Origin of the sequence: Roseibium sp. MMSF_3412 (genome assembly GCF_030733265.1) — a bacterium.
Lineage (GTDB): Bacteria > Pseudomonadota > Alphaproteobacteria > Rhizobiales > Stappiaceae > Roseibium.
Map to the genome: position 1 here is coordinate 51,764 of NZ_JASHJI010000005.1, position 19,713 is coordinate 71,476.

Below are 19,713 nucleotides of genomic sequence, written 5' to 3' on the forward strand. Positions count from 1 at the left end.
GAATGTGAGGATAGAGGCGCCGACAGCGCCTCTATCCTGAGTGTCACTCGATGATACCTGCCGAACGCGCGGCGCTCAGATACCCTTCAGCCTTTTCGGCAATGAACGCGTCCATGTCGGCGCCATAGCCCACATCCACGAGCGCGAACCCGCCATCAAGCATTTTCTGCTGGAACTCGGCATCCGCATTGATCGCCTTGATCGCGTCGGAAACCTGCGTCCTCACCTCTTCGGATGCGGAGTTCGGTACCGCGATGCCGCGATAGGCACCCGACACCATGTCGAAGCCCAGTTCGCGGAACGTAGGCACGTCGGGGAACGCCGGGTGGCGCTCTTCCATGGCAACGGCCAGCAGACGCACCTTGTCGCCCTGCGCAGCACCAACCGTCGTATAGCCCCAGGCTGCCTTGACCTGTTCACCCAGAAGCGCGGTTACGGAAGCACCGGTGCCCTTGAACGAGACGTAGGTGCTCTCAATGTCGGCCATGTCGTCAAACTGCACCTGAGCCAGATGGTTTGCCGTGCCTTTGCCCGATCCGGAGAAGATGACCTGCTTCGGGTTGGCCTTGGCATCGTCGATCAGATCCTGCAACGTCATGTAGGGGCTGTCGGCCTTCACCACGATGGCATCGGGCGTGTAGTGGAACATGTAGACAGCGGCCAGATCGTCCGTTTTGAACCCGACATCGCCTTGCTCCGGCTTGATGATGATATGAGGCAGGTTGATCCCCATGATCACCGAGCCGTCGCCCGCCATGTTGTTGAGCTGGGACCAGCCCACGGCACCGCCGCCGCCCGGCTGGTAGTTCACCACCATCTGTTCGCCGAAGAGCTTCTCGAAGAACGGTTGCTGAAAGCGCGCTGTGATATCGGACTCGCCACCGGGTCCGAATGGAATGATGTAGTCAACGCTGCCCTTCGGAAAATCTTCCGCAGACGCGGTGCCGGCAAATGCGGCCAGTGTCAGTGCCAGTAAGGCGGACTTCAATTTCATGCTTTTCTCCTCCCTTTGAATTGCATGTAGTCTTGATCGTCATTTTTTTTGATCTTAGGCATTCTGGACTGCGTTCGTCACGCGTTTTGCGCAGAAATCCTCCTGCGTTCAGATGCTCGCGTCCGTTAAAACCTCCAGCACATTTTCAACGGTGACCTGACTCACACGAATATTCGCCGGTTGTGTCACGCCTGCGATATGTGGCGTCAGAATGAGATTTAGGCAGCCGTCAAAGACGGCAGCAGCGGTTCTGTCGAGCGGTTCGTTCCCGAAAACGTCGAGCGCGGCACCCGCCAGCTTTCCCTCCCTGAGCGCGGCGGCAAGTGCGGCCTCATCGACAATTCCGCCCCGCGCCGTGTTGATGAGGAGCGCTCCAGGTTTCATCTTTGCGAGCGCATTCGGGCCGATCAGACCCTTCGTGGTTTGCGTCAGCGGTACATGGAGCGAAACGACGTCCGCGATCGCGAGAAGTTCCTCCAGATCGCAGGATTGCGCGGTTGACCACGCCGGATCGCCTTCCGGCAGATAGGGGTCGAAAGCGGCGATTTTCATGCCCAGCGCACTGGCCGCCCGCGCGACAGCCTGGGCAATCGACCCGAAACCCAATAACCCAAGCGTCAGTCCGTGGATTTCGCCACCGGCACCGAGCACGGCGCGCGGCCAGTCGCCCGCAAGAACGCCTTTGGTGGAGGCAAAAGCACCCCGCCGGAGAACCAGCATTGCACCGATGACATATTCGACAACCGACTGGGTGTTGGCGCCGGTGGCGGGTTTGACCTCAACGCCTTTCTCAGCGCAGGCCTCAAGGTCGATATTCTCCAGTCCGACGCCGAGACGGCCAACGACGCGGAGCTTTGGCGCCGCGTCTAGAAGGGACAGGTCGACACGTGTCCGGTTGCGCACGATCAGCGCATCGGCTTGAGCAACCTCCCGGCGAAGGCGTTCAGGATCATCGACGAGACTCGGGTCATAGCAGACCTCGATTGCCGGCCCGAATGCCGCAAGCGCCGCCTCGTTCATGAACTCCGATACAACGACTTTCTTCGCCAACCCCACCCCTCCCGCTATCCATCGCTTGTTCTCGTGACATATATACAGCTGCAAGCCTTGAGTGACCAAGACGGGATCGGCTTGCACCTGGCGGAAAGCGAATAGCGAGGAGATATCAATTGCGTATTGTCGACGTCCGGGAAGTGACCAAGCCGATCTCTTCACCTATTCGAAATGCCTATATCGACTTCACGAAGATGACGGCGAGCCTCGTCGCGGTCGTGACGGATGTGGAGCGCAATGGCCGGCGCGTCGTCGGATACGGGTTCAATTCAAACGGCCGCTATGGACAGGGCGGCCTCATACGCGAACGCTTCCGCGATCGCATCCTGGAAGCGGATCCCGTGTCATTGATCAATGACGCCGGCAGCAACCTTGATCCCCATGCCATCTGGGCAGCGATGATGCGGAATGAGAAACCGGGCGGACACGGAGAGCGCTCCGTCGCCGTTGGCACGATCGACATGGCTGTGTGGGATGCGGTTGCCAAGATCGAGGACAAACCCCTGTTCCGCCTGCTTGCGGACAGGAAGGGTGTTGAAGCCGATCCCAGGGTCTTCGTCTATGCCGCAGGCGGCTACTATTATCCAGGTAAGGACGACGCCGCGCTGCGCGCCGAAATGCGGAGCTATGTGGATCGCGGCTACACCGTGGTGAAAATGAAGATCGGTGGTGCCGCCATCGAGGAAGACCGTCGCCGGATTGAATCGGTCCTGGAAGAGATCGCCGGTGACGCGCAACTCGCCGTTGATGCCAATGGCCGTTTTGACCTAGAAACCGCGATTGCCTACGCAAAGATGCTGAGCAGCTATCCGCTGTTCTGGTTCGAGGAGATCGGCGATCCGCTCGACTATCAGCTTCAGGCGGCCATGGCCGGCTTTTACCCCGCGCCGATGGCGACCGGGGAGAACCTGTTCTCTCACCAGGACGCCCGCAATCTTCTTCGATATGGCGGACTGCGCCCTGATCGTGACTGGCTGCAATTCGACTGTGCCTTGTCCTACGGCCTCGTCGAATACCTGCGCACGCTCGATGTGCTTGAAGAACACGGCTGGTCACCGTCGCGCTGTATTCCCCATGGCGGTCATCAGATGTCGCTGAACATCGCCGCCGGTCTGGGTCTTGGCGGCAACGAGAGCTATCCCGACCTGTTTCAGCCCTATGGTGGCTTTCCCGATGGCGTGCGTGTGGTTGACGGACACATCACAATGCCGGACCTGCCGGGTATCGGCTTTGAAGGCAAGTCGGACCTGATCGCGGTGATGCGGGACCTTGCGGTATGACAACGTCGGCAGCCTGGCTTGCAATCAGTCAGTTCGCTGACGGATTGTAGAGCTGCTTCCGGGACATCGGATGCCGGCTCCGGCCAAGGCTACAGCCATCTGCATTTGCGGGGTATGTTCTGCGCATTCGAGCCACCGACGCATCGCATCTTGCGGCCGCAGGGATGCGTTCCCGACTTGACCTGCTTGTATCTGATCGAACCGCCGGCCCAGATGGAATAGCTCGCACGGCTTGCGTCCGCAGGACAGCTTTGTGCGGTGGTCAGGGGTTTTGAACCTGCTCCGCTTTCCTTGGGCTTCGGTGCCGGTTTCCCTGTGGTTTGCGCACTTGCGCCAGCGGCAATCGAAGACTGCAGATCTTTGATGTATTTGCCCTTCGGATAAAGCGAAACATATGCCTCGGCCAGGACTTCCGACGAGGACAGACGTGCTTGCCGCGCGGCATTCTGCTCCCGGGCAACGGCGAGCAGATCCGCATATATCGTCTTCGTTGGGTCGTCTTGCGCCGCCGTCTGGCAAGCCAGCACCGCATCGTCCATCGCCTTGAACAGCAGTTCCGTCAGTTTGGCTTCCGGGTCAACCAGAAGCTCGCACTTGCGTGCACTTTCGGATATGGCCGGGCGGCTGGCAACGCCGGAGCCCGCTTCGACGGAGGAGGTGTTGATGTTGATATCCAGATCGATCGCACCCTCGTGGAAAACAAACGACCCGGTCAGAGAGGAATTGGTCCAAGGCACCTGTGACTGGTTGGTCTTGGACATCACGTCCCCGCGGACGCGGCGCATCATGATCGCGACATCCAGGTCGGGTGTCGCAAGGTGCTTGAGCAATGAAGCGGTGAAAGGACTGTTGTCTTCTTCTTCGCCGTCAAGTGCCACGTTTCCCGGTTGCGTCGAAAACGAGATGAGCGTGCCAATGCCGGTTTCCACGCGGGCGAGACCATTGCTCACCAGACTGGAGCGTGTGCCCATGGAACGCGCAAGGTTCCGGGTCACGGGATTGTTGCGGCACGCGTCCAGGAGAACGATATTCGTCTTCACCTCGCGTTCCATGCGGGACAATATCGAGTTCAACCTGATTGTTTCAAAGTCCAGATCGTCTTCATCCTTGATCTCTGCATCGGCCGGCAGCAGGAAATTCTCGTTGCCGACCTGGATGCCATGTCCGGCAAAATAGAACACGGCAGCGTCCGCCCCTTTTGCCGCACGCGAAAAGGTGCGGATCAGGTCCTCGAATTCGGACCGGCTAAGATCAATTCCGCGGTGGACTTCAAAACCCAGTTGCTCGAAGGCACGCGCAACCCCGATTGCATCATTGGGAGGGTTCTTCAGTTCGCCGACCACTTCATAGGAGCCGATACCCACGACGAGTGCGACCCGTTTTGCATGGGCCGTGGTTCCGAAAACAGCCGACACGACAGCCAGTGCAAAAACACATCTCAAAAACTGTCGGACACAGAAATTGCAAAAGGACATCCGGGAAACCTCAAATCGCTTGGTGTCGGAAACGACTTAACGGTACCTAATGACCTAAGGTAAGACAATAACGGAATGGCGGTGTTGCGACGGTCAATCTGAGGCTGGCGGGGCTGACGAAGCTTATTTAGACCATTCTTGACGGACAAACTAAGTGTACATTAATGAAATAGTGCTATGCGTGCGTTGAGTGACGACATGTTAGGATTTGGTCATGGGAATTATTGAGTTATCCATTATTTATGGATTGACGACAAGTCTACTGCGAGGAAGCTTGTCGATGATAATTTCCAGTTTTCTTTTCCTGGCTGACTTTGCACTTGGGATATACTTGTTTGACGTCAGCTGGGTTTTGACTGCCAAAGCTGTATTCGCGGCCTGGATGGCACTCAATTTCGGGCTTGCCGTCAGATTCCTCAGACCTGTTCTGAAGCGTTACTTCACGAAAAAGGAAAACCTCGAAGACGCGGAGTGAACGGCAGCGGGGCGCCTCTTCGGAGTGTGTCCCCACCCCGACCCAATCCTTCAGCGAGCATAACCCGTCTGGAACAGTGTCTTTTTGGCTCCACCTATCCCGATTTGCGGAAGGGGAGAAAAAGGCCGCTTGCGCTCATTTCCGGTCGATCAGGTCACCATAAAGTCCGACAAGTTTGTCGGCCTCTTTTTGCCAAGTTGTGTGCTTGTGTGCAAACTCGAGGGCCCGTTTCGACGTCTTTTTATAAAGGTCGGCATCGTTCGTAAGCTTTTCAACGACAGCGTGCGCAGCATCAGGGTCGGTCGGGTCAACACAAAATCCAATGCCGTTCCCCTCCACCAGTTCCTTCCACACGGGGAAGTCGCTGCAGATGGTCGGTATTCCCGCTGCTGCGTATTCGTAAATTTTCGTCAGTTCCTTTCGCGTGTAGTGTTCGGTTGGCGGAAAGATAGCCAGACCCGCCGTCCATTCTTCCGAATAGGCTTCCACGATGTCCGCGAACGCTGCATACCCACCGCCTGACGGCAGAACCACACGCTCCTCCGTTTCCAGTGACGGAAGCAGATTGGGATCGCAGCGGCCGATAATGGTAAGGGATCCGCTTTCAAGTCTGTTGACCACGCCGACGTGGTTGAGGGCCCCCCTCACTTTGGTGACATTGCCCGTATAGAGAAGTCTCGGTTTTTGCGGAGGCATGCGCTCCTGAGACTGAAACTTCTCAAAAAGGGTCAAGTCGGGATAGTTCAGTACCGGGACAGCTTTCGGATAGTGCTCGCTGTAGTATTTTTCGGCGATGATAATCGAAAACAGGGCTCTTTGAACCGGCACGGACGCGCGATAACAGAACGACAAGATCTTCTTCAGCGGTGCTGGAATGTTTTTCGAAACGATCTTGATGGACGTAATGTAGTCCTCGTGAACATCGAAAATGACTTTGCGTCCGAACAGCCGCAACAGTCCGCCCGCCGGGATCAGTTCCGGGTCGTGAAAGTGGACAATCGGCGCGCGGCTTTTCAAGGCTTCGACGAAACACGTCGCCACACCAAGTGTCATTCTTCCAATCCTGGAGGAGCGGCGCTTGATACCGATAAGCTTGACGCCGAGATACGTGTTTTCCGGCGGTTCCGTAACGATCAGTCCGACCTTGTAACCCGCCTTGGCGGCCGATGCGCATTCTTTGGTCAGGACGCGGGGATCGTTCCATTGATGCACTGTCGACAAGTGGACCACGTCGAGTTCGTCAGGTTGGAGCACAGCAATGTTCATGGGGAAACCTTCCGATCGGAAACCGGTGGTTTCCAGTTTGAAATTTGCCCTCCACGCAAGGCGAAGATGACACCTCGTGTTACCTGGAGCAGTGAGGTCAGAATGTTTGTGCCCTGAGAGAAGCCCGGCACTCCCGCACGACCCAAAACAATCGCGGCTGCGGCAGTGAAGACAAGTGCAAGGAGCGAAACGGGCCCAAGAAGGCCGCTTATGAAAGCAGTCAGCAAGAACAGTGCCGATGAAGTTGTCGCGGTGAGCCCGACCATCCATTTGAGATACTTGTGGGAGTAGTATTTGTAGCGGTGCAGCAGATCCAGCTGTTTCAGGCTGGGCGACAACTGGAGATGTGCACTCATTCCGCGAACGGCGATCCTGTATTTGCGCCTGGCTTCGTCTTTAAGCTGCGTGGTCGCCGGTTCGCTCACAACAGCTTCGTTCTCAAACACGACCCGGTAGCCGCTGATCAGTGTCCACATGGGAACAAAGAAGTCGTCGATCGTGCTCTCGCTGGGAAACGGCCACAGCCGTTTGCGAATGCCGTAGAGTGCGCCATCTCCGCCGATTGTCGATCCTGTTTCGGTTTCCAGACGGCGCAGCATTTCTTCAAATTGCCAGTAGTTCGAAACAATCTTCGCAATACCGTTCTTTTTTGCGGGCAAAAGCAGATTTGATTTGCCAAGAACACACCCGACATCTGCGGAAGCGAACGGATCAAGCAACTTTTCCAATGCGTCTTCAGCCAGCATTGCGTTGGCGTCCGTCAAAACAAGAATGTCGCCTTGGGCCAGGTCGACAAGCGCGTTCATTGCACGCGACTTTCCAATCGCATCACGGCCACCGTCCACGACGGACGCTGCGCCCAGAAGCTCGGTCGCGATGGAGGCCGTTGTATCACTGCAGCCATCGGCGTAGATGAGGATCTCGGATCGCACGCCGGACAGTCGATCTAGCGCGGTCTTAACGGACGCAATCTTCTTGGAAATGACCGCAGCTTCGTTGCGCGCGCTGATGAGCACCGAGACCGAGCGAGGCCGTAGCTGATCGTTTTTCTCCACGGAACGCTTGCGTATCTTTGCCAGCAGGAAAAGAGAAAACGGGTAGGTGGAAAAAGGGTGCATTGCGAGAAACGCAAAAAGGATCGCTGCCAGGAAAACAAGAGTGGTCACTTTTTGTCCAGACTTTGATTTGTTTGATAAAAGGCTTGGCTTACAGACGAGATCGGCTCCAGGCTTATCGTCACAATGTCGCCGGGCCACAGTTCGTCATCGATCGAGATCGGCAGATTGACGATTTCGCCATCGCAACTTCGGCTTACCGTTATCTCCAGTTTCTCAAGTTCGTCGACGGAAGACATATTCTGATCAAGGAAAGACTCGATCAGGACACCTGCTTCTTCCCGTTCGGAAATCGCGTCCTGAAGCTCCCGTCGCCACCTGTCCTGCCGCTCAGCGATTGCTGTCTCCAATCGCGTGCGTTCGTCGTGTTCCCGGATTTCAAGTGCGGCCAGTTCCGCCTCAAGCACGAGCACGGATGACTTTGCGTCGTAGTAGTCACGGCGAATGTCGTCGATGCGCCTTGCTGTCGTCAGCCCGTCGGTCAATGTCTTTTCCAACAGTTTCAGGCGATCAGCGACCAGCTTCAAAAGCTCCTGTTCGTTCTTCAGGCGGGTCTCAAGCACCGTCCGGCGGCTGCGGATGAGCCGCAAAAGTCGCTCGGAGGCTTCCTCCTCAGAGGCAATGGCCAGTTCTGCCGTCTTTCTGCGCTGGGTTTCCAGGTCCCTGAGATTAGCCAGAACTGCCTCAGATGCGGGCTTTTCGGGCAACGGCGGCAAGGGTACAAGGCCTGTCGTTGTGCCCTGCAACCGCTTTGAAAGGCTTTCTATTTTGAGCTCTGCCCGATAACCGTCGAGCAGCGCTCGCTTGTATGCCCTCTCCTGCAGGGCAATGTCGTAATTGGACGCCAGGCGCTGACCGGGCGTCTCTGCGAGGCCTTTTGCCACGGCGATCGACATGCGCGGCGTCATGCCGGGGTTGTAGTCAATCTGGCCGCCTTCGATGACGTCGCCGAGAATGTACACCGGGCGATATTCGACAGATTTCAGGACAATCTGCGACGGGCTCACAACGTCTGCCACATTCGTTCCGTGCGAGAACAACCGCGCGACTATGTCTCGGCTCGCATTCAAAAGACCATCAGCATCAAGCCCGTCGACGCTTATCGTCTGTACGCCGGCGATCGACACTATTCCAGTTTCGGAGACCCAGATATCAAGCTCCAGTTCGGGAGATCCCAGAACACCGAGGATCATTCTGTCTCCGGGTCTGAAATACTGGGTCCCGATCTTCTTTGCGCCGCAGGTCAGATCTGACGCGGCTGGCTGAGCCTGGGCAAAAGCGCTCCCGGCAAAAGGCAACGACAACAGAAGGGCAAATAGGAAGTACTTCATTTTTTCCGGTCAATCTGGCTGAAAAACCTGAAGTTTCTGAACTCCAGGACTTGTTTGCTCGGAGACGCCCATTCGGCCGTGCTTCCTCCGAAGAAGGTTTCGAATGCAACGCCTTCGATCGATGCGCCCGAGGTAAGACGCCGCCCCGACGCCTCGAGAAGGATGGTGTCATCGATTTTCAAGGAGACCGATCCGTTCGCGACTCCCGGATCGTTCAGGCGCACCCATTGCTGCACCCGGTGCCACCGGCCGGGCTCAAAATACACGATGCCGCTTCCGATAACCTCGCCGCACTTGGTCGTTCTGTCGGCAAAATACGCGTAGAGAAAAGCGGTGCCATTATTGCCCCACATCAGTCTCGTGCTGAAACCACTTCCGGTGTCGCGGGTGCAGCCCGTGAAATTTTTCCCGCCGAAAAGACCGGGCAACTTGCCGCCTTTGTTGAACTCAAAACCGGGCTCGAAACGAATGTCATAGGAAAGGCAACCCTCTTGTGCCGGTGCGAACCGGGCATGAAAACCAACGCCGCCCTTTGGTGCCACCCTATTCCTGGGGTTGATCGATCCCGCGGGGAACGATGTGACCAGGACCGGCGTTGCCGCCGCCACGATCTGCGTATTCTCGTCACCCCACAGAAGTTCGTCGTCTGGTGTAAGCGGCCATCCGGACGCCACCGATCCGTTGCTCGCCGGCGCACTCCAGAGCAACTCACCGCCACAGGAAAAGGGGCCGGCCAACGAATGCTCACTCTGCGAGACAATCAGCAAGAATGCGAACAAGAGGATTCGGCTCAACTGCGTTCTCCTCTCAGGCTGAAAACATAGGCACCGAAAGCGCAGGTCAACAAAACACCACCGCTCAATGAACTGTCGAGCGAACCTGCAACCAGGATATACGCCATGATGCCGGCACGAAGGGGCGCATAGGCAGCATCGCTGCGCGTCAGGGCCTGGACCACGCTTTTCCAGTAGCCGGTCACCACGATTGCGAGCGCACACAAGGCCGCAAAGACGCCGGCATCCCGCCACAGGCCGAGAAACGCTGCGTGGTAGCTCGGATAGATTCCGTCCTCGTCTGCCAAGAAATGGTCGATATGAAAATCGAGCCGGTAACTTTGACCAAAGAGCGGGTGCGCGACGATGTCCTGTTTTCCCGCATCCCAGATCAGCGCACGTTGCGCCAGTGTCATCATCCTGTCGTCGCCAAAAGACATTGCAAAAGACAGAAGTGTATCCAGTGGAGTAAGTCGGAGTATAGCATACGTCAGGCCGACAATTAGCGGAAATATAAACAGCAGAACAACAGTAAGCAAAACAGTTGATTTGGACCAAATTCTTGGTACGTTCAAAGAAAACAAAATCAGAAACGCTACGAAAAGACTGAGCGTCGGCCCACGAGACTGACTCTGAACAAGACACCAAAATGCCAAGATGGCAAAAATCAGGAACACGCTTGCCGAGACAGGATGTTCAGGCGTTTTTAACAAAGTCTCGTTGATTGCTATCAGGAAACACAGGGAAGCGACGAATCCAAGGCTCACGGCTTGAGGCGCAACACCCTCCAACCGGCGCACATTCGCTCCCCATTCGTAGCCTGTGTAGGCCACCGACGGATTTAAAAGCGCTGCCCCCAAGGAGAGCAAACACAAACCAATCCCGCCCGCCAAGACCGCAATCCAGAATGCTCGTTCAGATAAACGACCAGTGACAAGGACCAGCGCCATAAGATAAACAGGCGTCTCGCGCAGCAACTCGATAAATGAGCGGGCTTCGTTTTCGGATCTGAGCACCGCCTGCAAGAGCAAAAGGAAAAAAACGCCGATGAGCGGGGCATTGAATATCCCCAGAGGCGCACCGAAGAGCAGACTCAGAATAATCAGACCAAATGCCGGAAGCCATCTAAATGCCGACTCCAGCAGACTGCCAACGCCTGACGGCAGATAATCCTTGATGATCAGATCCGTGCCGAAAACAAACGCGCTGATGAGGACCAGAAAGAGCACGACACCATTGTCGACGACAGCCAGTTTCCCCGCGGACATTCGACCGGTGTGCAGTGCAAGTCCCGGAGTGATCACGCCGCCCACGCTCCCTCATAGGTCTGTTTTTCAAAGTCGCAGATGTAGTCCGGAGCCGAAACAACCATCGAATACAAAGAACACGGTTTCTTGCCGTCATTCCTGGTCTTCGGAGCAAAGGCATCCGGAAGGCCTCGCAGTGACAATTCCGGCACCGACCGCACTGACTTGCGTGTCGTTCCTCCCCACTCGGCGAGCATGACAATAGCCTGGCACATATTTTCTGTCGCAAGCGCGGTTGGTATGTCCTCGGGCCGTTCAAAACAGAACACAACCAGATCGTGCGTGTTGGAGCAGTTCACGATCAATGCGCGGGCACGTGACATAAAATCTTCAGGATCGTCAGGATCAAACAGGAGCTCCCGGGTTGCATCATCGTCGACATCGTCCTGTGTGGACGCATCATTGGCCGGCTGTGAAACGCGCAGGTCAACACGATCAAGCGGCTTGCAGACCGCGGTTACCCCTCGCCCGCGCTGCAGATCGGCCATGGAGTTGCCCAGCGCCTGCACAAGTCCGCCTCCGACCTTACCCGATGCACAGATGACGAGGCAGGAAGGCCTCTCCTCCGATCGCGGCATATCCATCAACCGAAGCACCGACGCCACGAGACGGTTGTAGAGCGCTCCACGCAGTGATGCGGGGCGGTCGGGGTTCGCCGGAAGCGCCGGAAGTGACCTGAATTTGGTGTCTTCCTCCAGTTCCTTCGAAAACCGGTATGTGCCGTCGAAAATCATCTTCAGCGCAAAAAGAGCCAAGGCTGCCAGGACGGCACTTGCGATTGACTTGAGCAAGATGGAGGCCGCCCCGACGCTCTCTCCATCCAGAACCGGCTCTGCCGCTGAAACCAATGAAAACTGATCGCCGAACAGGGCTGCGGTCGCCCGCAATTCGTCGGCCCGTGAAGTGGTGCTTTCGAACAACTCGCCGGCAATACGAATGTCTTCTTCGAGTAGCGCATCCTCGGCAATGGCGGCCTCGACACGGGAAATCTCGGAGAGCGTATGGTTGAGATTGATTTTCGCGCGCGCAACATTGCGCTCCATCGCTGTCAACTGCCTGCGTTTTGCCGCGACAAATGTCTGAATGGCCGCATCAAGCGCCTCTCTTTCGCGGGACACCGTGGCAGACGTACCTGACACGGTGAAACTGGCGCGCTGCTCCTGCGTGACGGCCAGATCGACGAGGTTCTGCAGATACGCACCGTCGAGATCTTTTAGCGCCATCGAGATCGCCGCCAGTTCTTCGGCCGTGCTCAACTCTTCCAGGGCGGCGCGATCCTTGCGCACCCGGGTTTCCGTTCGGCCTATGTCGGCAATAAGGGACGAGGCAACCGTCTTGAGGGCTTCGGTGCTCAAACCCTGGCTGGCTCTCTCGCCGCGTTTTTCTTCAAGGGATTTGCGCAACGCCTGCAGCCGCTCCCGCAAGTCAATCGCCCGCTTGTCGTAAAGCGCGATCGCGCTGTCGAGCTTCTTCTGCCCTGCCTCAGCCTGTTGCCTAAAGTAGGATGCCACCACCGCGTTCACGACGCGTGCGGCCGTTTGCGGGTCAAGCGACGTGTAGGATACCTCGACGATGCTGGAAGTTCCGTAGGGCGCGACGCGCAGCTTCTTCTGGATCTGGTCAAGGATGTGCTGCTCCCGGACGCGCGCGCGACTTTCACCCAATTCGGCTGCCTGTGTCTCGATCGCAGCTTTCTGTTCGTCGATCCGCTTTTGAGCGATTGAAGTCCCGTCCTCACCCAGAAGCCTGATTGAGACCAGGTCTTTCAAGGACGGCCCCGGATCGATTAGTTGAGCGTCGTTCGACAGGTCCGCATCGCGGATAGCGCCTAGAATGACGGCAGGAGCCGAGATTGCACGTGCCTGCGTGAGCACGGCCTGCACGTTCTGCGCTCCTGGGCGAAGCTTCAGAACCGCCTCGTCCACGGCCGTATCGCCGACGCGCAAGAGAGCCTGCGCTGGGTATTCAGGCGGCTGCAATTTCTGCACAAGAGCGACTGCCACGAACACGAGCGCCGCAATCACGATGATCGGTGCCATATGAATGCGAACGTGCACGACCAGCTTTTGAACGAGCAGCTTCAAAGCCTGGCTGTCCGAACGAAGGCGAGAAACAGCGGACATGTCCGTCATGTAAACTTCTCCACAGGCTGCGGCCCAGTCGATTTCAGTGCGCGAAACTTCGCAAAGGCTTGCGTTGTTACTGGCTGTCGGGCGATTGAATGGCGAAGTGAATGAGGCAAGGCTGCAAACAAACCACGTATCCGCGCAGCAACTGTTCGTTCTTTAAATCCATCGACCAAGTTTCTTAGGATCGTCGCCGTGACGTAGATTGGCCACATGCGGCCAGGCGTATAGCGCCAATAAAAGAGGACATCGTTTCTGGCGGACCTGAAAGAAGCGACTTCGCTCAAGCCGCCTTGCCTGCGCAAATGACGGGCGACATGCTCAGGCGGAGGAACTATTACTTTGTAGCCAGCGTCGAACATCTTCAAACCGAGTTCAGCTTCTTCTCTGTAGTTTTCCAACCACAAGCTGTAACCACCGACCTCAAGGTACTTTTGCCCGTCAATCATCGCACCTGCACCAATATGACAGTGCCGTTGGTTCACCTGCCCCCGAGTTTTTGACGCGTTCTGCACGCGCTCGTCTCGCAAGACATCAACGAATGGCATTGCAACGATTCCAACCGAAGCATCCTCAAAAAAAGAGCAAAGCCAGTCTACCGTCTCAGAATCCGGCACGATCAGGTCTTCATCTATCGACAGAATCAGACGGTGTGATGCTTTGCGATAACCGAGGTCCATTTGTGTAACGACCCATCGCGGGCTGCCTGTCTCATTCGAAACAAGCACGACTTCAGGAAATTCAGCCCGGACCATTTCGACGCTTCCATCCGTGGAACCGTCGTCGCATACAATCACTTCGCAAGGCCGGGACTGCGACTGGATCTGCAGGATGCATTCACGCAGCAACTCGACCCGATTGTAGGAGGTTATGACAACGCTGACAGGTTCTTTCATAGACGGTAGCCCTTCATGTCTTGGTTCCGCTGTAGCTGCGCCACATCATGAAAATTGCGCCAAGAGCATCGGCAGCAACGACGAACGCGGCAAACATCACCGTGCTGCCGCCCTTCTGGACAAGAATGACGAGAATCAGGCTTTTCAGCGCAAGCGCGACAAGTTCGACGCTGAACCGGGTCCATTGTCTGTCGAGGCCCGACAGGATGTCTCCGCAGAGGTTGGTCACCGCGTGAATGACAGGCAGAATGGCCAGAACCTTCAGAACGCTTCCGGCATCGCGATAAGCCGGGCCAAGCAGGTAATGGAGATAATCAGCGGCCACCCAAAGCGCGCCTGCGGTGCTCAGGCTGACCAGCAGGATCAGTGTCCCGACCCGCAATGCAAAGCTCCTAAGCGCGCCTTGTCCCTGGTCTGACCCCGTTTGGAAGAAGCGCCGGTAGGCAACCCGGAAGAATGCGGCAATCGGCATGATGGCCGCCTCGCTCAGCCGCGCCGCACTCGCATAAAGTCCGGCGGCTTCCGAAGACAGCATCACTTGCGATATCGGCCGGTCGATCTGCCGCCGCATCATGTGCGCCGACGTGCCGAGCGAGAAGGCTGCACCATCCGTCAGTTCCTGGCGCGTGATGCGTGCAAGGCGAACCGGTCTGAGCACGGAACGAACGCTGATCAGGGCAACCCCGGCGGAGCAGACAGTCGCCAGTACGTAAAAGACAGCCCACGTGTTTGCTGTATGCTCCGTCAGCATAACCGCAAACAACCCCGCAAAGGCCAAACGTGAGAACGCGAATACAACATCGTTGAGTGCGGTTGCACCACTGTGGTTGTGTGTCAGCAGAACAAACGAAATCTGGTTTACGAAACGCGCAAGGAAGAGGTCTGCCAGAATGACGGAAAGCACCGCCCCAAGCGCGATGTTCAGACCGAAGACACCAACGGAGGCAACCACGATCAGAGGTGCCACGACGCAGAATGAAATCACGGTCATTCCAACCAGTCTCCACCAGGCATCGTTTTCGGATCGAGCTCGGCGGGTGACATCCCGAACGTAGAGATTGGCGCTGCCCCAACCGACCAGGGCGCTTGTTCCGGCGCAAAGCGCGACGATCGCGGCAAATTCGCCAAATTCAGCCGGGCCGAGAAGCCGCGCGACGATGACGAACTGACCCAGTTGAATGGCCAGTTTCGCCACCGACCCGGTAAGCACGCGAAGCACCCCGGAGATCTGGATTCCGAGCCAGACGTCAAGCCGTGCTGTGATCGCGTGCCAACTCATGTCTTTTCCCATCTGCCGGGCCCACACGTCCCGGCAAGGCCTTTTGTGATCGTCTGCGCGCGAAGACGAACAGGCACGGGCCTGATTTGCAGGACATTCGGATCCCGAACCGACAGCAGGTGCGAACACATTGACTGACAGGTTTTGCGTCCCAACATTGAATGCCGTGCAAATGACAGCGAACCGCTCTCAACCAGGCGGACAATCCGGCGGAAGAAAGTCTTCAGCACGTAGCTCGGGAACAACGAAACAAGTGGCAGCAAACTAAAGTCCTAAGTGTTATGCAACTTCGTATGAAAGCGCTGAGAAACGCCGCAAAAGCAGAAAGTCGGATCTACCCACCCGTCCGTTTCAGCATTGCGTCGACTGTCTTGAGGATGATCATCATGTCGCTGAAAAAACCGACCGATTTCGTATAGGTCTGATCGAGGCTGACCCGTTCTTCGTAGCTGATGTCGTTACGTCCGGAGACTTGCCAAAGGCCCGTTATTCCGGGGCGCACGGCCTTGTAGAAAACGTCCTTGTCCCCGTATTTGCGCAACTCGTCTGCGGGCACGGGACGAGGCCCCACAATGCTCATCTCGCCCTTCAGAACATTCCAGAACTGTGGGAATTCATCGAGGCTGGTCTTTCTCAGGATCTTGCCGATCCTGGTGATGCGCGGGTCATCAGCGAGCTTGCGATTTTCTTCCCATTCCTTCGCAGCCTCAGGATTTTCTGCCAGATGCTGCTTGAGCATTTCGGCTGCATTCGGCTGCATCGTCCTGATTTTCCAGCAAAGGAACTCCTTGCCATAACGGCCCACCCGGCGCTGCCCGAAGAAGCCGGCCCCGCCGTCTGAACGGACCACGGCATAGAGCGTTCCGACAACCAAAAGTATCATCGGCGACGCGAGCAGAACGAGAAGCACATCCACGGATCTCTTGAAGAAATTCGCATAGAGGCTGAACGGCAGTTCGGCCCTGGACGTCGCGAACTGCTCCACCGACCCGGGGATCAGGGACGCATTTCCGAAAAACGAGAGATCTCCCCTCAAAACGGAAAACAGGTATGGCAGGCGCTCCAGGCCGCTATCGGAGAGGAATTTTCCGGCCCGAGTGGGGTTGCGGGGGTAGCCTGCGTGGCGCGTCCGGAATTTCAGCACGGTAATCGGCGAGCCGAAAGGAGGCTTGACACCGCGCACGACGAGCGGAGTTTCGCGGCACTGAAGCCGAAGCACTGCGTAAATCAGAAGCATGACCGGAAGCGTGGCGAGAATCACTGCAAGCGATATCGCGCAGTCTGCTGCGCGCTCGAAACTCCGTTGCAGCGCCTTCGGCGCAATCGTCCGGGATCCAGTCGCTCGGCTCGGATATTCACTGCTGGCAGGAATTCCCTCGATCTCTGAGCGCGGGATAGGATAGTTGTCGCCGAACCTTGAATGTTTCAACACAGTGCCCTTCCTCTAAGTAAATATCTCGAGGTATGCCCATAAATCCGCGTGTCGTGTTTAATTAAATTTAAACTCTAAATTAAACTTATATTAAGGTTATCAAACAGCAAGGTGTGCTGCAATGCAAAATTCGCGGAAAAATTTTAATTTGAAGATCTTTTTAGCAAGCTAAATAACTTATTTGACAAAAAAATAGTCAAGTATCGCCTTTTTTGCAAATTTAGTAAGCAAATTCATCATATTTTCATCAAAAAAATATACGTTTTGATGAATTTACATCCCATATCCACTGAGTGCCTATATTTTAGCTAACTACGCTTAAATTTTTGTCGTGTTTTTTCCGAAGAATGTCGTATAAGCGTTGATGTTGTTTGTTTTTTCTTCAGAACAGGCGATTTTTTCGCTTATTTTTTTATTTCGTTCACTTTTCTTGAAAAATCTAGGGTTTTTTACTTAATTTAATCTTGAAAAGCGCTTTATCTTCGGCACAAAATCAAACCAGATATGCGAATCTTAACTCATCTCTGGCCCCATTCAAGATCTCATGCTGCGATGCAGCAGAGGAATTAATTGAACCGAACGCGTCGGGATCTGAGCGGCAAACTGTATGCGAAATCCAAATAATTTAGAAAAAAAATCGCATGATTTGCATTTTAGGCAAGTAGATTAAAGTAAGAATAGAATCACTAATTTTTTACAGGCGCGATGTTTTTCGTTTCGACTCTATTTTTATTTACTTTGGCTGAGCAAAACCCTGCGATAACCGTCTGTAGGGCAGCAGCCCAATACCCATTTGACGCATGTGTTTGATGACTGGTGTTGCTCCGGTGAGCAAACACCTTCACGGCATTATCAAGCGCGGAAGGGGCAAATGTGTTTGCGAATCGACGGCAGATGCACGCGGCTCGAGTTTGGATCCTCCGCGCGGTTTGTTACCTGGAAAGGGGGCCGCCTGCGGAAAGGGAGAATGCCGGCCGAAGAGGCCTTGCCCTTGGCAACCATTGTGAACCTGACGCCGCAGAACGCGTTCTGTGGCCACCCTATTCAACGGTGTGCCGCAAAAGGCATCGGCGGCAACGAACAGAACCCCCGGCCATAGACGTTTTGTATCGTCGATGATGCTTTGGTACGTCTGCGAAAGGAGAGCCTTCCGGTCGGATCACGGGTCGGCAATGGTCTCACGTGCAGCAAGTCAACGTGATTCCCGCGCGCAAGTCATACGAACTCGAGAAGAACGCCACAAAGTGCTGCCAACAGGCAAATTCCGCCCCCGATCAACACGAACAGAACAAAAATGAAGCTCGTGCATTTGAAGTGCGTTGGCACTTTGCCGGAGAAATCATGCGACCCAAATCGCCTCCGCATCGTTGAGGGGGCTGCCGCTGTCCTGACGACGGCCAGCGTCGCCAACAACGACATTGGAAACGCAGATATTCGAGCGAGTTCTTCAGCCGAGAAAAACGGCTCCCGGAGCATCTCCTCCCTCAGACCATGAGGGATATTGAAATGTGAATAGAAAAGAAGCAGCAGGATCACAGGGAACAGGAACAAAAGATAGAGAACCAGCAGCTTCCCGACGATGTCAAAGGCAAGTTCGATCATGAACTAACGGCATACCCGGTCTATCATGAGCGGTTCGACAATGCGCACGTCGCTGTGGTTCTCGTGGTAAACGTGGCCAGCAAAGTTACCGGCAGCGTAACCGACCGCCGCAGTGCCAGCTGCGATGATAATTGCCGTCCCCCACCCGATAGGGTTGGAGACGAGGAAAAGTCCGACCAAAATGCCCACCCCGAGACCGGCAGCTGTCCCGGCAATGGCCTCGACCGCAATCTTGTCTTTCTCGACAACACTGTCGGTATGAGCGATCTCATAGCATGACAACCCCAAGCCGGCAGCCGCCAGAACAAATCCGCCCTTGGAGGCTTTACCGGCAATTTTCTGCAGACGATTGACCTGTCCGAGATACGGCCGAGTGGCATTCGGCCCTCCCCCGGGTTTCATGCGAAGGGCTTCATTTGCCTTCTTTCCCTTGAACAGCAGGCTTTCTGCCGGGCGGCCGATCCGTTTCTGCAATTGCTTTATCTGGTCACTTCGATAGTGCCCGTAAACGCTTCTTGTTATCTTTCCGGCTCTGTAGTCCTCGTATTTGCCGACAATGTCCTTCATGGGCTTCAAATTCGACTGGATCAGCAGACCCGCGCCAGTCGCTCCACCACCACCCGCATGAAGAATCCCCGAGATGGTATCTATGTAAGCAAGGTCCGCCATTGTTTCCTGCAATGGCTTATCCAAGCCATTCCAGTGCTTTTTCGTCTGCCTGAGTTCATCCTGTTCAGCCGTGCGTATCTCCGGAGCATCCCAGGGAAATCGCAGCACCAGCAACTGGCCGGAGTAGATCAGGTCTGCGGACTTTATCTCCTGATTGTTTTCCAGGATGCGCTGAACCACCGGCGCAGCCGCCGATCCAAACAGGTTGTATTGCTCCCGGACAATTCCCGTCAGCGTGTCGCCTCGTTTGACGGCATATAAAATCTCATATCCATCCGCGGTACAGAACAACGGCGTAGATTTAAACTTCTCCATGCAATTCAGCTTTCATTTCAAAAAACAAAAAATACCAGGCCAAGCTCTTGGCCGAGCATAGCGAACCCAGTCAGCTGTCCGATCATGATCTCACATTTTCCCAGTCCGCGGTGCAAGCGCTGAAGAGACCCGGATTTTGCACGTCCCGTCAGCACTGCACTCTCAAGACAGCTCCCCGCGGTTAGTTATCCCCAAGGTCCGGAGTCGCCGCCACCAGGACCGCCACCGTCGTCACCGCCGCCGCCGCTGCCGCCTCCGCTGCCGCCTCCGCCACTGCTGCCACCGCCACTGCTGCCACCGCCGCTGCTGCCGCCACCGCTGCTGC

Annotated in this window: 15 protein-coding genes; 1 reads left to right on the plus strand and 14 read right to left on the minus strand. The window is 55.9% G+C overall.

The annotated features are described in order from the left end of the window. Positions 1-43 precede the first annotated feature (43 nt). Positions 44-994 carry a tripartite tricarboxylate transporter substrate binding protein gene (locus RBB49_RS11035; RefSeq protein WP_306142833.1) on the minus strand — a complete coding sequence of 317 codons (951 nt, stop codon included), beginning with the start codon at positions 992-994 and terminating at the stop codon, positions 44-46. Positions 995-1,102: 108 nt separating this feature from the next. After that, on the minus strand, positions 1,103-2,014 hold the full coding sequence (locus RBB49_RS11040) for an NAD(P)-dependent oxidoreductase (RefSeq protein WP_306143109.1): 912 nt from the start codon (positions 2,012-2,014) through the stop codon (positions 1,103-1,105). Between the two features lie 149 nt (positions 2,015-2,163). On the opposite strand from RBB49_RS11040, the gene RBB49_RS11045 reads away from it, so the two are divergent. Then, positions 2,164-3,327, plus strand: a complete 1,164-nt coding sequence (locus RBB49_RS11045; protein WP_306142834.1) for a mandelate racemase/muconate lactonizing enzyme family protein — start codon at positions 2,164-2,166, stop codon at positions 3,325-3,327. An 89-nt stretch (positions 3,328-3,416) separates the two neighbouring features. Here the strand turns inward: RBB49_RS11045 and RBB49_RS11050 are convergent, their stop codons facing one another. The 12 genes from RBB49_RS11050 to RBB49_RS11105 all read right to left on the minus strand — a co-directional run bounded on the left by RBB49_RS11050 (position 3,417) and on the right by RBB49_RS11105 (position 19,388). Then, positions 3,417-4,742 (minus strand): caspase domain-containing protein, encoded by a 1,326-nt coding sequence (locus RBB49_RS11050; protein WP_306142835.1) that lies wholly within the window; start codon positions 4,740-4,742, stop codon positions 3,417-3,419. A gap of 670 nt (positions 4,743-5,412) precedes the next feature. Continuing rightward, entirely contained in the window at positions 5,413-6,543 is a 1,131-nt protein-coding gene (locus RBB49_RS11055; protein ID WP_306142837.1) for a glycosyltransferase family 4 protein, read from the minus strand. After that, on the minus strand, positions 6,540-7,709 hold the full coding sequence (locus tag RBB49_RS11060) for a glycosyltransferase (protein WP_306142839.1): 1,170 nt from the start codon (positions 7,707-7,709) through the stop codon (positions 6,540-6,542). The genes RBB49_RS11055 and RBB49_RS11060 overlap by 4 nt, the downstream gene beginning before the upstream one ends. Then, positions 7,706-8,851, minus strand: a complete 1,146-nt coding sequence (locus RBB49_RS11065) for a hypothetical protein (RefSeq protein WP_306142841.1) — start codon at positions 8,849-8,851, stop codon at positions 7,706-7,708. The genes RBB49_RS11060 and RBB49_RS11065 overlap by 4 nt, the downstream gene beginning before the upstream one ends. A gap of 134 nt (positions 8,852-8,985) precedes the next feature. Continuing rightward, positions 8,986-9,783 (minus strand): polysaccharide lyase, encoded by a 798-nt coding sequence (locus RBB49_RS11070; protein WP_306142842.1) that lies wholly within the window; start codon positions 9,781-9,783, stop codon positions 8,986-8,988. Further along, positions 9,780-11,075, minus strand: coding sequence for an O-antigen ligase (locus RBB49_RS11075; RefSeq protein WP_306142843.1), 1,296 nt, complete (start codon positions 11,073-11,075; stop codon positions 9,780-9,782). The genes RBB49_RS11070 and RBB49_RS11075 overlap by 4 nt, the downstream gene beginning before the upstream one ends. Next, entirely contained in the window at positions 11,063-13,201 is a 2,139-nt protein-coding gene (locus RBB49_RS11080) for a hypothetical protein (protein ID WP_306142844.1), read from the minus strand. Before RBB49_RS11080 ends, RBB49_RS11075 begins: the two co-directional genes overlap by 13 nt. After that, positions 13,198-14,091 (minus strand): glycosyltransferase family 2 protein, encoded by an 894-nt coding sequence (locus RBB49_RS11085; protein WP_306142846.1) that lies wholly within the window; start codon positions 14,089-14,091, stop codon positions 13,198-13,200. Before RBB49_RS11085 ends, RBB49_RS11080 begins: the two co-directional genes overlap by 4 nt. 13 nt (positions 14,092-14,104) lie before the next feature. Beyond that, the gene (locus tag RBB49_RS11090) at positions 14,105-15,370 is read right to left on the minus strand and encodes a lipopolysaccharide biosynthesis protein (protein WP_306142847.1); all 1,266 of its coding nucleotides are present in this window, start codon (positions 15,368-15,370) and stop codon (positions 14,105-14,107) included. Positions 15,371-15,704: 334 nt separating this feature from the next. Next, entirely contained in the window at positions 15,705-16,799 is a 1,095-nt protein-coding gene (locus RBB49_RS11095; RefSeq protein ID WP_306142848.1) for a sugar transferase, read from the minus strand. 1,218 nt (positions 16,800-18,017) lie between these two features. Next, positions 18,018-18,404 (minus strand): hypothetical protein, encoded by a 387-nt coding sequence (locus tag RBB49_RS11100; RefSeq protein WP_306142849.1) that lies wholly within the window; start codon positions 18,402-18,404, stop codon positions 18,018-18,020. 3 nt (positions 18,405-18,407) lie between these two features. Beyond that, positions 18,408-19,388 (minus strand): LysM peptidoglycan-binding domain-containing protein, encoded by a 981-nt coding sequence (locus RBB49_RS11105; RefSeq protein ID WP_306142850.1) that lies wholly within the window; start codon positions 19,386-19,388, stop codon positions 18,408-18,410. Positions 19,389-19,713: the final 325 nt, after the last annotated feature.

What these genes read in the sequence shown, in the direction of transcription:
- RBB49_RS11035 (WP_306142833.1), bottom strand. Translation starts at nt 994, where the DNA reads ATGAAATTGAAGTCCGCCTTACTGGCACTGACACTGGCCGCATTTGCC.
- RBB49_RS11040 (WP_306143109.1), bottom strand. Translation starts at nt 2,014, where the DNA reads ATGAACGAGGCGGCGCTTGCGGCATTCGGGCCGGCAATCGAGGTCTGC.
- RBB49_RS11055 (WP_306142837.1), bottom strand. Translation starts at nt 6,543, where the DNA reads ATGAACATTGCTGTGCTCCAACCTGACGAACTCGACGTGGTCCACTTG.
- RBB49_RS11065 (WP_306142841.1), bottom strand. Translation starts at nt 8,851, where the DNA reads ATGATCCTCGGTGTTCTGGGATCTCCCGAACTGGAGCTTGATATCTGG.
- RBB49_RS11080 (WP_306142844.1), bottom strand. Translation starts at nt 13,201, where the DNA reads ATGACGGACATGTCCGCTGTTTCTCGCCTTCGTTCGGACAGCCAGGCT.
- RBB49_RS11085 (WP_306142846.1), bottom strand. Translation starts at nt 14,091, where the DNA reads ATGAAAGAACCTGTCAGCGTTGTCATAACCTCCTACAATCGGGTCGAG.
- RBB49_RS11090 (WP_306142847.1), bottom strand. Translation starts at nt 15,370, where the DNA reads ATGAGTTGGCACGCGATCACAGCACGGCTTGACGTCTGGCTCGGAATC.
- RBB49_RS11100 (WP_306142849.1), bottom strand. Translation starts at nt 18,404, where the DNA reads ATGATCGAACTTGCCTTTGACATCGTCGGGAAGCTGCTGGTTCTCTAT.
- RBB49_RS11105 (WP_306142850.1), bottom strand. Translation starts at nt 19,388, where the DNA reads ATGGAGAAGTTTAAATCTACGCCGTTGTTCTGTACCGCGGATGGATAT.